The following is a 12,461-nucleotide window of genomic DNA, read 5'->3' as shown; positions in this document are numbered from 1 at the left end:
GTTCGCGGCAACAATGATCCATCGTGGTCTATCCGTTCGGACACGGGAGCACATCATGCTCGACGCACGCAGCACGAACCGGCGCCCCCGGGTGGGTGAGCCGGGGGCGTCGGCGCCGATCTCAGCGGTCGAGCGTGGTCAGGGGCGGGTGCCCTGGCCGCCGGTGTGCGGGAGCCGCTCGGTGGGGATCACGCCGAGGCGGCCGGCCTGGAAGTCCTCGAATGCCTTGAGTAGCTCGTCCCGGGTGTTCATCACGAACGGGCCGTACTGCGCCACCGGCTCCCGAATGGGCTGACCACCCATGATGTAGAGGTCGAGGGCCGGGGTGTTGCTGTCCTGCGCGGTGTCGGCGCTGAACCGCAGCGCGTCACCCGGGCCGTGCACCGCGAGCTGGCCGGTACGCACCGGCCGACGGTCGGCGCCGACCGTGCCGCGCCCGCCCAGCACGTACACCAGGGCGTTGAAGTCGGGCCGCCAGGGCAGGTCGACCTGCGCGCCCGGCTGCACGGTGACGTGGGTGATGGTGATCGGGGTGAAGGTCGAGCCCGGGCCGCGGTGCCCGGCGATCTCGCCGGCGATGACCCGGACCAGCGCGCCGCCGTCGGGCGTGGTGAGCAGCGCCGACTCCCGGCCACGGATGTCCTGGTAGCGGGGCGGGTTCATCTTGGCCGAGCGGGGCAGGTTGACCCACAGTTGGGTGCCGTGGAAGAGCCCGCCGCTCACCACCAGGTGCTCCGGCGGCGCCTCGATGTGCAGCAGGCCGCTGCCCGCCGTCATCCACTGGGTGTCGCCGTCGGTGATGGTGCCGCCACCACCGTTGGAGTCCTGGTGGTCGAAGACGCCGTCGATGATGTACGTGACGGTCTCGAAGCCGCGGTGCGGGTGCCACGGGGTGCCCTTGGGCTCTCCCGGCGCGTAGTCCACCTCGCCCATCTGGTCGAGGTGGATGAACGGGTCCAGATCGGTGGTCGACACGCCGGCGAAGGCGCGACGGACCGGGAAGCCCTCACCCTCGAAACCGCTGGGCGCCGTGGTCACCGTGCGGACCGGGCGGATCGTGGCGGCCTCGTCGAGTCGAGGCAGGCGGGGGAGGACGAGGACGTTGTCGACGGTGATCGCGGGCATGTCGAGGGCTCCTAGCGTGAGGCGGGGGTGGTCGAGCTGGCCCGCGATGCGCGCAGGCGCTCGCCGAGCCGGCCGAAGACCCGGGTGAGGCAGGCGACCTCGGCGTCGTCGAGGTCGTCCATCAGGTGGGTGCGCACCGACGCCAGGTGGTGGGGTGCGGCTTCCCGCAGTGCGAGCAGCCCGGCGGCGGTGAGGACCGCCTCGCTGCCGCGCCTGTCGTCCGGGCAGGGCTCCTTGCTGACCAGGCCGCGACGCTGCATGGAGGAGACCTGGTAGGTGAGGCGGCTGGGCGAGAAGATCAGTCGGCTGGCCAGCTCGCCCATGCGGAGCCGCTGCCCCGGTGCCTCGGAGAGCAGGACCAGCACGTGGTAGTCGGCGAAGCTGAGGTCACTGTCGACCCGCAGATCCTCTTCCAACTGGGTGTAGAGACGCTGGCTGGCCTCGATGTAGGCACGCCAGGCGGCCTCTCGGGTGCTGTCCAGGCTCTCGGTCATGCCACGACGATAACATTCTTACAAAATTTAAATAATGCCGTTCTCCGTGCTCTGCATCACTCCCTAGGGTCGTGGTGGCAAGATCGTGCGGCTTTGAAGGAAGTCCGCGTGAATCCAGCGGCGGGCAGCCGGCGGGTTGTGCCAGACTCCGGCCTCGTGTAACACGTGGAACTCGCCGCCGCCGACCTGTTGCTGCGGCCCTGGCGAGACGAGGACGCTCCGGCGGTGCGCGACGCCCTCCGCGACCCGGCGATCGCGCAGTGGAACCCGCAGGGTGGCGGCCCGATCGACGATCAGGTCGCCCTGCTCTGGGTGCGCCGCCGCGCCGACTGGTCCACCGGCGGTCATGCCTCGATGGCGGTCACCGCGGCGGCCGACGGTGAGCTGCTCGGCTCGGTCTCGTTGCACAACATCCGCGACGGCGACGCCTCCATCGGCTACTGGACGATGCCCGCGGCGCGGGGACGCCAGGTGGCGGCGCGCGCCGTCGTGCGGCTCACCGAGTGGGCGTTCGCGGATCTCGGGCTGCACCGGGTGGAGTTGTGTCACGCGGTGGCGAACCCGGCGTCCTGCCGGGTGGCCGAGCGTGCCGGCTATCCGGCCGAGGGCACCCTGCGGGAGTCGTACCGCTACGGCGACGGCCGCCGCTACGACGAGCACCTGCACGCCCGCCTGGCCACCGACCGTTAGTCGGAGGCGGGCCGGGTCCGACCATGGGTCGACCCCGGCCGCGCCGCTCGTTCCGGCCCGTCACTCGGTCACCTTGCGGAGGAACGTCGTGAGGGCGCTCGTGACGCGCTCGATCCGCTCCGGCAGGGGCAGAGGCTCGGGCGCCGGGGGCCCGGCGTGCTTCTTGCCCCGCAGGTACAGCGAGCAGGCCAGGTCGGTGCAGAGGTACGTGCCCACCGAGTCGCCCTGCCGCCCACTCGGACCGGCCTTGGGGGCGGTCATCAACGAGACGCCCCCGCCCAGGTGCGTGGTCAGGCAGAACGAACACATGCTGTGCCGCACGCGGCCGGTCTGGTGCGTCGCGGCCCGCAGCACCACCCCGGCAAGCCCGCCGTCGGTCTCGGCGACCAGGTAGGCCCGCTGCGGCGCGGACGGGTCCCGCCAGCCGAGAAAGTCGAGGTCGTCCCACGGACGCATTTCAAGATCATTGGGTACGGCCAGCCGCTTCGCCTCGCCCCGACTGCAGTTGACGAAGGACGCGCGGATGGCGGACTCGGTAACCTGTAGCATAGGTAGTAGCCTAGCTTTCCTAGGCAAGTGTTTATCAGAGATAGGTTGGGAGTGTGCTGCATGGCACGTGCCGGGGTGACCGCCGAACGCCTGACGCTTGCCGCAGCGGAGTTGGCCGACGAGGTGGGCCTGGAGAACGTCACTGTCGCCGCGCTCGCCCGCCAGTTCGGGGTGAAGGACGCGAGCCTCTACTTCCACCTCAAGAACGCGCACGACCTACGGGTCAGGATCGCCCTGCTGGCGCTGGCCGAGCTTGCCGACCGGGTCGCCACCGCGCTCGCCGGTCGGGCCGGAAAGGACGCGCTGGTGGCCTTCGCCAACGCGTACCGCGACTACGCGCGGGAGCACCCGGGCCGCTACGCCGCCATGCAGATCGACCTCGACCCGGAGACCGCCGCCGCGAGCGCGGGTGTCCGGCACGCCGAGATGACCCGGGCGATCCTGCGGGGTTACCGGCTCTCCGAGCCCGACCAGACCGACGCGGTGCGGATGATGCACAGCACGTTCCACGGGTTCGTGAGCCTGGAGCGGACCGGCGGGTTCCGGCACACCCCGCGCCCCACCGACGACTCGTGGTCACGCGCCCTGGACGCCCTCGACGCCGTCCTCACCAACTGGCCGTCGCCCTGAGGTGTCGCGGCGAGGCGGCATAGGCTCGGTGGCGTGGATGATCTGGAGTTGGCCGACTGGCGCGAGCGGGTGGCCCGGTTGTACCTGTCCGACGTCGACCTGGCCGGCTTCCGTGCCGGCCGCGACGAACTCTTCGCCACCCACCCGCAGAGCCCGATCTCCGTGGCGGACCGGCCGGGCTTCACCGGGGTGCGCTACTTCCCGCCCGATCCCCGAGCCGTGGTCGAGGCGCCCCTGCGCCCGGCCAGCGGCGAGCTGCGCATCGACACGGGTGGCCCGGACGGCGTGGTCGCGTACCGGCGGGTCGCGGTGGCCGAGACGCCCTGGGGGCCGCTGACCCTCTGGTGGATCGAGGCGTACGGGGGAGGGTTGTTCGTTCCGCTGCGCGACGGCACCTGCGGGCGGGAGAGCTACGGGGGAGGGCGGTACCTCACCGACACGGTGAAGGGCACCTTCGGCCGGGGCGTCGAGCTGCTGCCCGGTGACCGGGTCCGGCTGGACGCCAACTACCTCTACAACCCGAGCTGTGCCTACGACGACCGTTGGGCGTGCCCGTTGGCACCTCCGGAGAACCGGGTCGAGGTCGACATCCGCGCCGGCGAGCAGACGTACGCGACCCACGGGTCCTGATCGACGCGACGTCCCCGCAGGGGCGCGGCTTGACCTCACGTCGCGTTCAACGCCTACGGTCGGTCGACGTATCCGATCCCGTGAGGAGGAACGTCAGATGACGGTCAGCTGGGCGTACGTCTACGAGCATCCGGGCAGCGACCCGGTGGGCGACCGGGTCGTGCTGGACCGCGACGGCCAACGCACCTATCTGGTGCCCGTGCCGGACCCGGCGGTGGCCCCCGCCGTCGCCGTGGACCTGCTGGCCGAGGGTGTCGCGCTGATCGAGCTGTGCGGCGGCTTCGCGCTGGCGGCGGCGGCACGGGTGGCCGAGGCCGTCGGCGGGCGGGTGCCGGTCGGGCACGTCACCTTCGCGGTGGACTCGGTACGTGGTGCGACGCGCTATGGCGAGCTGTTCGAGGCCCAGCCCGACTGAACGACGCCACGGCCGCCCCGGCACGCTGCCGGGACGGCCGGTCGGTCGTCGGTCAGCGACCGTTCGCCGCCGTGCCGGGCGTCTGCATCCGAGCGAGCAGCTGTCGCGCCTGGTCGGCGAGCTGGGCGTCGACGGTCACCGCGTACTGGCCGGCGCGCAGTGAGCTGGCCGAGGTGAAGTCGCGCTGACCACCGGTCATGGCGTGGGCGACCGCGCCGAACACCGCACCCCAGATCGCGCCGATGACCAGCCCGACCAGGATCACCGCCAGCCAGTTGCCGACGGTGAAGATGCCGAACAGCAGACCGATGAAGAGCCCGAACCAGGCGCCGGTGCCGGCACCCAACAGACCGGCGCGGCCGGTGGTCATCCGTCCGAGCACCGTCTCCACAAGGGCGAGGTTGGTGCCGACGATGGCGCTGTGCTCCACCGGGAAGCGGTTGTCGGCCAGATAGTCGACGACCCGCTGCGCGGTCGGATAGTCCGGGTACGAGCCGATCGTCACGGTCGGCGGGCCGCTCTCCGGCCCGTGACCGTCGCCCGCCGGTGTCGACAGGCGGCCGGCCGGCCCGGACGGAAGCAGGTCGCCACCCTGTGTGCCGGGCCGCCAGGCGGCGGTCGGCCCCGAAGCTGACGTCATGAGCATCCTCCCTCGTCAGCTCCCCGGGTTCCCGTCCAGGCCGAGCGGTAACGCGCTGCCCGCCGTCGGGCAGGAGGGGCATGGGCGTGGACTGCCCGGGTAGCCAGTCGGGTGGAGAGCGGACAGATCAGCGACTACGGCTTCCTCGCCGACAGCCGCAGCGCGGCGCTCGTGGACGCCTCGGGCTCGGTGAACTGGTGGTGCCCGGGCCGGTTCGACGCCCCGTCGGTGTTCGGGCGGCTGCTCGACGACAACGCCGGGCACTGGTCGATCCAGCCCGAGGGCGACTACCGCGTCGAACGCTGCTACCTCGAGGACACCCTGGTGCTGAAGACGGTCTTCCACACCGCGCAGGGGGACGTCGCGCTCACCGACGCGCTCGCCTTCGAGCCCGGCTCACGCGGTCACGACGTCGGTCTGCGCTCGCCGCAGGTGCTGGTCCGCTCGGTGGAGGGGCTGTCGGGTTCGGTACCGATGCGGGTGCACTACCGGCCGCGCTTCGAGTACGGCCGGACCATCGCGTACCTGATCGAGCGGGAGGACATGCTGGAGGCCATCGCCGGGGCCGCCCGACTCACCCTGCGTTGCAGCGAGCGGTTGACCGCCGGGGACGGCGAGGCCACCGGGACGTTCACCGCCCGCGCCGGCACCAAACACACCTTCACCCTCGGGTACGCCCCGACCTACGACGCCCCGCTGCCCGAGGTGCCGGACGCCGACCAGACCATCGCCGACACCGTCGCCGGCTGGCGCTCCTGGTCGGCCGAGCACCCGTACGACGGGCTCTACGCCGAGCAGGTGCGGCGCAGCCGGCTGGTGGTGCAGGGCATGACGTACCGGCCCAGCGGTGCGGTGGTGGCCTCGGTGACCACCTCGCTTCCGGAGAAGCTCGGCGGGGACCGCAACTACGACTACCGCTACGTCTGGGTGCGTGACTTCAGCCTGACCCTGCGGGCACTGTGGCGGACGGCGTGCCTGGACGAGGTGCAACGGCAGTTCGCCTGGTTGGGCCGGGCGATGGGCCGCGTCGACGACATGCCGGTGCCCATCATGTACGGGGTACTGGGGGAGCGGGACCTCACCGAGCACCGCCTGGATCAGCTCGGCGGCTACCGGGACAGCCCACCGGTGATGATCGGAAACGACGCGTGGCAGCAGCGGCAGACCGACATCTTCGGCGAGGCGATGGACGCCGCCTGGTTGATGCGCGACAAGCTGCAGCCGTTCGACACGGAGGTGCAGCACGTGCTCCGGGTGCTCGCGGACCAGGCCGCGCGCGACTGGGCGTTGCCGGACGCGGGCATGTGGGAGGAGCGTGGCATCCAGCACCACCACGTCTCCTCGAAGGTGCAGTGCTGGGTCGCCCTGGACCGGGCGGTCCGCTTCGGTGACCGGCTCGGCGAGCCGCAGGACGTGGCCCGCTGGGCGGCCGCCCGCGACGCGGTGCGCGCGGAGGTCTTCGAGCGGGGCTGGAACGAGCGGCTCCAGGCGTACACCGGGAGTTTCGAATCCGACGACCTGGACGCCTCGGTGCTGGTGATGCCGCTCGTCGGGTTCCTGCGGGCCGACGATCCGCGGATGCTCTCGACGATCCGCGCGGTGGAGCAGCGGCTCTCCCACGACGGCCTGTTGCGGCGCTGGGACGGCGACCCGGCGGGGTTCCTCATCTGTTCGTTCTGGCTCGTCTGTTGCCTGGCGCTGGCCGGTGAGCGGGACCGGGCGCACGAGTTGTTCCGGGAGTTGGCGCAGCGGGTCAACGACCTCGGCCTGTTCGCCGAGCAGATCGACCCGCTGACCGGGGAACAGTTGGGCAACTTCCCCCAGGCGTTCTCGCACATCGGCCTGATCAACGCCGCCGGTGTGCTGACCGACGTGGAACGGGACCCGACGCTGCGTCAGCGTGGGATGCCTCCGGCGTACTTCTCACCAGTGCGCCCCTGAGCCGGACTTTCGTGTAGATGGTGACAACTTTCTATCTGTTGGCGTGAAGTTCTATCGCACTCCAGTGAAAGACGTTAATGTCCGGGACACCTTGCGGTGCTCCTCCAGTCGGCGGGAGCGGCACCGAGATCCCCCGGACAGCTGGAGGTCTCGTGTCTCGCACACCGCGCCGACGTTTCGTCAGCGTCACCACCCTGCTCACCGTCCTGCTCACCCTCTGCCTCGTCCCGCAGGCCGTCGAACGCCCGGCCGCCGCCGCCCCGGCCCGGGCCGCAGCCCTCGCGCCGCCCGCCACCAACGGTTTCGAGAAGGTCGCCCTCGACGGCGGTCTCTCCATGGGCGAACCGATCGAACTTGCCGTCGCCCCCGACGGCAAGGTCTTCTACATCAACCGGGGCACCAGCAGCGCCGGCGGCCAGGTCCGCCTCTACAACCCGGCGACGAGGTCCACCACCGTGGCCCTGACCCTGGCGTTGGACGCCCGCTTCGAGGACGGCCTGATCGGCATCACCCTGCACCCGAGCTTCGCGAGCAACCGCTGGGTCTACCTCTTCTACTCGCCGAAGGTCACCCCGCTCGTCAACCGGATCAGCCGGTTCACCTTCAACCCCTCCACGCTCCTGCTCGACCCGGCCAGCGAGGACATGCTCATCGAGTGGCCCACCGACCGCGACCTGTGCTGCCACTCGGCCGGGTCGATGAGCTGGGACACCGCAGGCAACCTGTACTTCGCCGTCGGCGACAACACCAACTCCGGCGGCGACTCCGCCGGGATGGCCCCGATCGACGAGCGGACGACCCGCAACGCGCAGTACGACGCCCAGCGCACCTCGGGCAACACCAACGACCTGCGCGGAAAGATCAACCGGATCCACCCGGAGAACGACGGCAGCTACACCGTCCCCGCCGGCAACCTCTTCGCAGCCGGCACCGCGCGGACCCGCCCGGAGATCTACGTGATGGGCGTGCGCAATCCGTACCGCATCTGGGTGGACCGCAAGGCCACCAACACCCTCTACTGGGGTGAGGTGGGCCCGGACGCCGGCGCCGACCTCGCCAACCGTGGTCCGGCGGCGTACGACGAGTTCAACCGGGCCACCGGGCCGGGCAACTACGGCTGGCCGTACTGCGGCGGCCCGAACGTCGCGTACAACGACTGGGACTTCGCCACCGCCACGCCGCGCGGCTGGTTCCCCTGCGGCGGCTCGACCGGCCCGGTCAACAACTCACCCCGCAACACCGGCATCCAACAGTTGCCGCCGACGAAGCCCGCACTGGTCTGGGAGCAGCACGGCGGCAGCGAGGACTGGCCGGCCCTGGACAACCCCGGCGGGTGCGGGTCGCCCAACCACGTCGAGGTCTACCACTACGACCCGAACCTCGTCTCGGACGTGAAATGGCCCGCCTACTACGACAACAAGTGGCTGATCTCCGAGTACTGCCGCAACTGGATCAAGGAGGTCCAGTTCGACAACGGCAACCCCGCCACCGGCGCGCCGACCGTGATCGAGCCGGTGCTCGCCGGCATGACGTTCGTCCACCCCATCGACTGGCAGTTCGGCCCGGACGGCTCGCTCTACCTGCTGGAGTACGGCAGCGGCTACTTCTCCGGCGCTGTCGACGCCGGCCTGTACAAAATCAACTACGTCCAGGGTGGTCGGTCGCCGGTGGCCAGGGCCACAGTCAACCGGGACAACGGCCTGGCTCCCCTCTCGGTGATCTTCTCCAGCGCCGGCAGTTCGGACCCGGACGGCGACCCGTTGACGTACGCCTGGGACTTCACCAACAACGGCAGCACCGACTCGACCGCCGCCAACCCGTCCTTTACGTACTCCTCGAACGGGACCTACAGTGCCCGGCTCACCGTCAGCGACGGCACCGGCCGCAGCGCCACCACAGTGGTGTCGGTGGTGGTCGGCAACAACCGCCCCACGGTCACGCTGACCGGCCTGCCCGCCGGCGGGCTCTTCGACTGGGGGCAGGACCTGGCGGTGGGCGCCACCGCAAGTGACCCGCAGGACGGCACGCCGGCCTGCTCGGCGGTGGTCGTCCGGGCCGCGCTCGGGCACCAGGAGCACGCCCACGAGGAGGGGGAGGGCACCGGCTGCGGCGCGACCTTCAACACCGGCCCGGTGCACGCCGGCCCCGACTCGGTGCTCTTCTTCGTCCTGCGCGGCAGCTACACCGACCGCGGCGCGACCGGCTCGGCCGCGCTCACCGGCGAACAGGAGATCATCCTCTACCCGAAACAGTGGCAGGCCGAGCACTTCGTCCAGCTCAACGGCCCCAAGGTGATCGACCAGGCGGCGGCCGAGGGTGGCAGGCGGCTCGGTGACATCCAGAACGGCGAGAGCGTCCGACACCACGCGGTCAGCCTCAAGGGGATCACCGGCGTCCGGGCCAGGGTCTCCTCCGGCGGCCCCGGGGGCACCATCTCCTTCCGGTACGACTCACCGACCGGCACGGAGGTCGCCCGGATCGCGGTGCCGAACACCGGCGGCTGGGACAACTACACGGAGCTGAGCGCCACGGTGACCAGGCCCGACGACGGCACCCACGACCTGTACCTCGTGATGACCGGCGGCAGCGGGGCGTTGCTCGACGTGGACAGCTACACCTTCACCGGGCCGGGCGTCGGCACCGGTGGGGCGCGCACCGGTGAGGTCAAGGCCCTCGGCAAGTGCGCGGACATCGCCTCCAGCCAGACCGCGAACGGCACCAAGGTGCAGACCTGGACCTGCAACGGCACCGCGGCGCAACGGTGGACCCTGCCCGGCGACGGCACGGTCCGTGGGCTCGCCAAGTGCCTGGACGTGAAGGCGAGCGGCACCACCGACGGCACCCTCGTGCAGCTCTACGACTGCAACGGCAGTGGGGCGCAACAGTGGGCCGCCCAGCCGGACGGCAGCCTGCGCAACCCCCAGTCCGGGCGTTGCCTGGACATCCCCAACTCGGACCTCACCGACGGTCGGCAACTGCGGATCTGGACCTGCAACGGCACCGGGGCGCAACGCTGGACCCTTCCGTGACCGCCCCCTGACCGGCCCGGCACCCGTACCCGAGCGTCGACGACGCACGGGGCCGGGCGGCGGAGGCGGAGCCCGGCCGTCCACCCACGTCCCCCGGTGGGCGGCCGGGACTCGGGGGAGAATGCCGGTATGCGGCTGGTGCTCACGGCGGACACTCACCTACCGAAGCGGGCCCGGGACCTACCCGGGCCCCTCTGGGCGGCCATCGAGGAGGCCGACGTGGTGGTGCACGCTGGCGACTGGGTGGACGAAGCCCTGCTCGACGCCATGTCCGCGCGATCGCGCCGGCTGATCGGGGTGTACGGCAACAACGACGGCCCGGCGCTGCGCGCCCGGCTGCCGGAGGTGGCCCGGGTCGAGCTGGACGGTCTGCGGGTCGCGGTGGTGCACGAGACCGGGCCCCGGACCGGCCGTGAGAAGCGCTGCGCGGCGCGCTTCCCCGACGTCGACCTGCTGGTCTTCGGGCACTCGCACATCCCCTGGGACACCGAGGCGCCCGGTGGTCTGCGCCTGCTCAACCCCGGCTCACCCACCGACCGCCGCTCCCAACCCCACGCCACCTACCTGACGGCCAAGGTGCACGAAGGCAGCCTGACCAAGGTGCGTCTACAAAGCCTCGCCCGCCCCTGAACCCCGCCCCCCGCGCCCCGCGCCCGCGCCCCGCGCCCCGCGCCCCGCGCCCCGCGCCCCGCCCCCGCGCCCTGCTCCCGCGATCTTGCACTTGCTGTCGTTGTTTCGCACCTTGCGCGCGTTTTGTCGCGACAGGAAGTGCAAGATCGCGTGGAGGAGTGCGGGCGGCGCCGTTTCGGTTTGCGGGACGTCCGTCCGTCACCGGCACCGCCTTGCCGATCATGGAGTTGTGGTGGGTCACCAAGCACCCGTAAAGCCCCTAAGTCGGGCACCACAACTCCATGATCGGCGGACCGGGACAGGCCGTGCGGCCCTCACGCAAGGATGTCGGGGGTGCGGGACTACTGGCCTCGGCCGGTTTTGGCTTGGAGTTCGTCGATGCGCTTGGACGCCTCGGCCTTGGTCAGGTCGTCCGGGAGGTCGGCATGGGCCTCCCGGGCCAGCGTGCCCAGGTAGGACTCCTGCGCGGCGGTCGGCGGCTCGTCCCCGGTGACCCACTCGTCCGGGTCCTTGATCGCGGCGTTCTGGTCGGCCTGCTCGGTGCGGCGGTCGGTCATCATCATCACCCTTTCCTTCGAACAGGTGTGCCAGTACCCCGATCTCCGTGGTTCATTCCCGACCTCCGCCACCTACGATCATCGGGTGACGGTGGATCGGTCGGGTGTCATGGTGGTCGGGGCGGGCATCGCCGGGGTGGCCTGTGCGGTCGAGTTGACCCGGGCCGGTGTGCCGGTGCAGGTCCGGGAGCGGGGGCACGTCCGCGGTGGCCGGATGGCCAGCAAGCGCTTCCAGGGCCGGCCCGCGGACATCGGCGCCGCCTACTTCACCGCCACCGACCCGGACTTCGCCGCGCTTGTCGAGCAGTGGCGCGCCGCCGGGCTGGTCCGCGAGTGGACCGACACCTTCCAGGCGTACGACCGGAGCGGGAACCACGAGGTGACCGGGCCGATGCGGTTCGCCGCCCCGCGTGGGCTGCGTTCGGTGGTCGAGCACCTGGCCGGCGCGGTTCCGGTGACCGTCGACCGGCTGGTGCTCACCGTCGAGCCAGGTCCGGTGGTGGACGGCGTGTCGTGTGCGGCGGTCGTCCTGGCCATGCCGGGCCCGCAGGCCGCCCTGCTGCTCGACCCGGCTCTGGCCGACGCCACCCGGGTCGTACAGGCGCAGCGGTGGTCGCCGTCGCTGGCCGCGGTGCTGCGCTTCCCGACCCGGCGCTGGCCGGATTTCCGGGGCGCGTTCGTCAACGAGCACCCGGTCCTCAACCTCGTCTGCGACGACGGCGACCGGCGCGGTGACGGTGCGCCGGTGCTGGTCGCGCACACCGTGCCGGAGTTCGCGGCCGGTCACCTCGCCCAACCCACCGGGGCCGGCCCGGCGATCGAGCAGGCCGTGCGGGACCTGCTCGGGCTGCCCGAGCAGGCCGTCGACGTGCACGTGCACCGCTGGACGTACGCGAAGCCGACACGCGACGCCGGCGGCGCCACCCACCACCTGGACGCTGACGGGATCGGCCTGGCCGGCGACGCCTTCGGCAAGCCCCGGGTGCAGAGCGCCTGGCGTTCCGGCCGGGACCTCGGCCGCGCGCTGGCCGCCCGCCTGGCCTGAGCCACCCGCGCAGCCGTGACCGGCTGGCCTGAGCCGCCCCGCGCAGCCGTGACCGGCTGGCCTGAGCCGCCCCGCGCAGCCGTGAC

The 12,461-nt window shown here is 71.5% G+C and carries 13 protein-coding genes; 8 read left to right on the top strand and 5 right to left on the bottom strand.

What is annotated here, in order from left to right:
- Positions 1-138: 138 nt before the first annotated feature.
- Together ACWER9_RS30875 and ACWER9_RS30870 are read right to left on the bottom strand one after the other, a co-directional pair.
- On the bottom strand, positions 139-1,125 hold the full coding sequence (locus ACWER9_RS30875; RefSeq protein WP_452305166.1) for a pirin family protein: 987 nt from the start codon (positions 1,123-1,125) through the stop codon (positions 139-141).
- 11 nt (positions 1,126-1,136) lie between these two features.
- Positions 1,137-1,619: a MarR family winged helix-turn-helix transcriptional regulator gene (locus ACWER9_RS30870; protein ID WP_452305165.1), complete on the bottom strand. Its 483-nt coding sequence runs from the start codon at positions 1,617-1,619 to the stop codon at positions 1,137-1,139.
- A 165-nt stretch (positions 1,620-1,784) separates the two neighbouring features.
- On the opposite strand from ACWER9_RS30870, the gene ACWER9_RS30865 reads away from it, so the two are divergent.
- Positions 1,785-2,309, top strand: a complete 525-nt coding sequence (locus ACWER9_RS30865) for a GNAT family N-acetyltransferase (protein WP_452305164.1) — start codon at positions 1,785-1,787, stop codon at positions 2,307-2,309.
- Between the two features lie 60 nt (positions 2,310-2,369).
- On the opposite strand, the gene ACWER9_RS30860 is transcribed toward ACWER9_RS30865, so the two are convergent.
- Positions 2,370-2,858 carry an FBP domain-containing protein gene (locus ACWER9_RS30860; protein ID WP_452305163.1) on the bottom strand — a complete coding sequence of 163 codons (489 nt, stop codon included), beginning with the start codon at positions 2,856-2,858 and terminating at the stop codon, positions 2,370-2,372.
- A gap of 60 nt (positions 2,859-2,918) precedes the next feature.
- Between ACWER9_RS30860 and ACWER9_RS30855 the strand changes: the two genes are divergently transcribed.
- The 3 genes from ACWER9_RS30855 to ACWER9_RS30845 all read left to right on the top strand — a co-directional run bounded on the left by ACWER9_RS30855 (position 2,919) and on the right by ACWER9_RS30845 (position 4,533).
- Positions 2,919-3,488 carry a TetR/AcrR family transcriptional regulator gene (locus ACWER9_RS30855; protein WP_452305162.1) on the top strand — a complete coding sequence of 190 codons (570 nt, stop codon included), beginning with the start codon at positions 2,919-2,921 and terminating at the stop codon, positions 3,486-3,488.
- A gap of 33 nt (positions 3,489-3,521) precedes the next feature.
- On the top strand, positions 3,522-4,118 hold the full coding sequence (locus tag ACWER9_RS30850; RefSeq protein ID WP_452305161.1) for a DUF1684 domain-containing protein: 597 nt from the start codon (positions 3,522-3,524) through the stop codon (positions 4,116-4,118).
- A 97-nt stretch (positions 4,119-4,215) separates the two neighbouring features.
- Positions 4,216-4,533 (top strand): DUF6506 family protein, encoded by a 318-nt coding sequence (locus ACWER9_RS30845; protein WP_452305160.1) that lies wholly within the window; start codon positions 4,216-4,218, stop codon positions 4,531-4,533.
- A 52-nt stretch (positions 4,534-4,585) separates the two neighbouring features.
- On the opposite strand, the gene ACWER9_RS30840 is transcribed toward ACWER9_RS30845, so the two are convergent.
- A complete protein-coding gene (locus tag ACWER9_RS30840; RefSeq protein ID WP_452305159.1) occupies positions 4,586-5,173 on the bottom strand; it encodes a general stress protein in 588 nt (195 codons plus the stop codon).
- Positions 5,174-5,284: 111 nt separating this feature from the next.
- Between ACWER9_RS30840 and ACWER9_RS30835 the strand changes: the two genes are divergently transcribed.
- The 3 genes from ACWER9_RS30835 (at position 5,285) to ACWER9_RS30825 (ending at position 10,773) form a co-directional block, all read left to right on the top strand.
- Positions 5,285-7,114 carry a glycoside hydrolase family 15 protein gene (locus ACWER9_RS30835; protein WP_452305158.1) on the top strand — a complete coding sequence of 610 codons (1,830 nt, stop codon included), beginning with the start codon at positions 5,285-5,287 and terminating at the stop codon, positions 7,112-7,114.
- A gap of 152 nt (positions 7,115-7,266) precedes the next feature.
- Positions 7,267-10,143: a ricin-type beta-trefoil lectin domain protein gene (locus ACWER9_RS30830; RefSeq protein WP_452305157.1), complete on the top strand. Its 2,877-nt coding sequence runs from the start codon at positions 7,267-7,269 to the stop codon at positions 10,141-10,143.
- 129 nt (positions 10,144-10,272) lie between these two features.
- On the top strand, positions 10,273-10,773 hold the full coding sequence (locus ACWER9_RS30825; RefSeq protein WP_452305156.1) for a metallophosphoesterase family protein: 501 nt from the start codon (positions 10,273-10,275) through the stop codon (positions 10,771-10,773).
- Positions 10,774-11,114: 341 nt separating this feature from the next.
- On the opposite strand, the gene ACWER9_RS30820 is transcribed toward ACWER9_RS30825, so the two are convergent.
- Positions 11,115-11,333 (bottom strand): DUF3072 domain-containing protein, encoded by a 219-nt coding sequence (locus ACWER9_RS30820; protein WP_387194926.1) that lies wholly within the window; start codon positions 11,331-11,333, stop codon positions 11,115-11,117.
- Positions 11,334-11,439: 106 nt separating this feature from the next.
- Between ACWER9_RS30820 and ACWER9_RS30815 the strand changes: the two genes are divergently transcribed.
- Positions 11,440-12,375, top strand: coding sequence for an NAD(P)/FAD-dependent oxidoreductase (locus ACWER9_RS30815; RefSeq protein WP_452305167.1), 936 nt, complete (start codon positions 11,440-11,442; stop codon positions 12,373-12,375).
- The last annotated feature ends 86 nt before the right edge of the window (positions 12,376-12,461 follow it).

It is taken from the genome of Micromonospora sp. NPDC003944, from assembly GCF_053605225.1.
This window is presented reverse-complemented; position numbering and strand designations above follow the sequence as displayed.

Excerpts from the sequence above, each read along its gene's own strand:
- ACWER9_RS30875 (WP_452305166.1), bottom strand. The coding sequence starts at position 1,125 with ATGCCCGCGATCACCGTCGACAACGTCCTCGTCCTCCCCCGCCTGCCT.
- ACWER9_RS30870 (WP_452305165.1), bottom strand. The coding sequence starts at position 1,619 with ATGACCGAGAGCCTGGACAGCACCCGAGAGGCCGCCTGGCGTGCCTAC.
- ACWER9_RS30860 (WP_452305163.1), bottom strand. The coding sequence starts at position 2,858 with ATGCTACAGGTTACCGAGTCCGCCATCCGCGCGTCCTTCGTCAACTGC.
- ACWER9_RS30855 (WP_452305162.1), top strand. The coding sequence starts at position 2,919 with ATGGCACGTGCCGGGGTGACCGCCGAACGCCTGACGCTTGCCGCAGCG.
- ACWER9_RS30845 (WP_452305160.1), top strand. The coding sequence starts at position 4,216 with ATGACGGTCAGCTGGGCGTACGTCTACGAGCATCCGGGCAGCGACCCG.
- ACWER9_RS30840 (WP_452305159.1), bottom strand. The coding sequence starts at position 5,173 with ATGACGTCAGCTTCGGGGCCGACCGCCGCCTGGCGGCCCGGCACACAG.
- ACWER9_RS30825 (WP_452305156.1), top strand. The coding sequence starts at position 10,273 with ATGCGGCTGGTGCTCACGGCGGACACTCACCTACCGAAGCGGGCCCGG.
- ACWER9_RS30820 (WP_387194926.1), bottom strand. The coding sequence starts at position 11,333 with ATGATGACCGACCGCCGCACCGAGCAGGCCGACCAGAACGCCGCGATC.
- ACWER9_RS30815 (WP_452305167.1), top strand. The coding sequence starts at position 11,440 with ATGGTGGTCGGGGCGGGCATCGCCGGGGTGGCCTGTGCGGTCGAGTTG.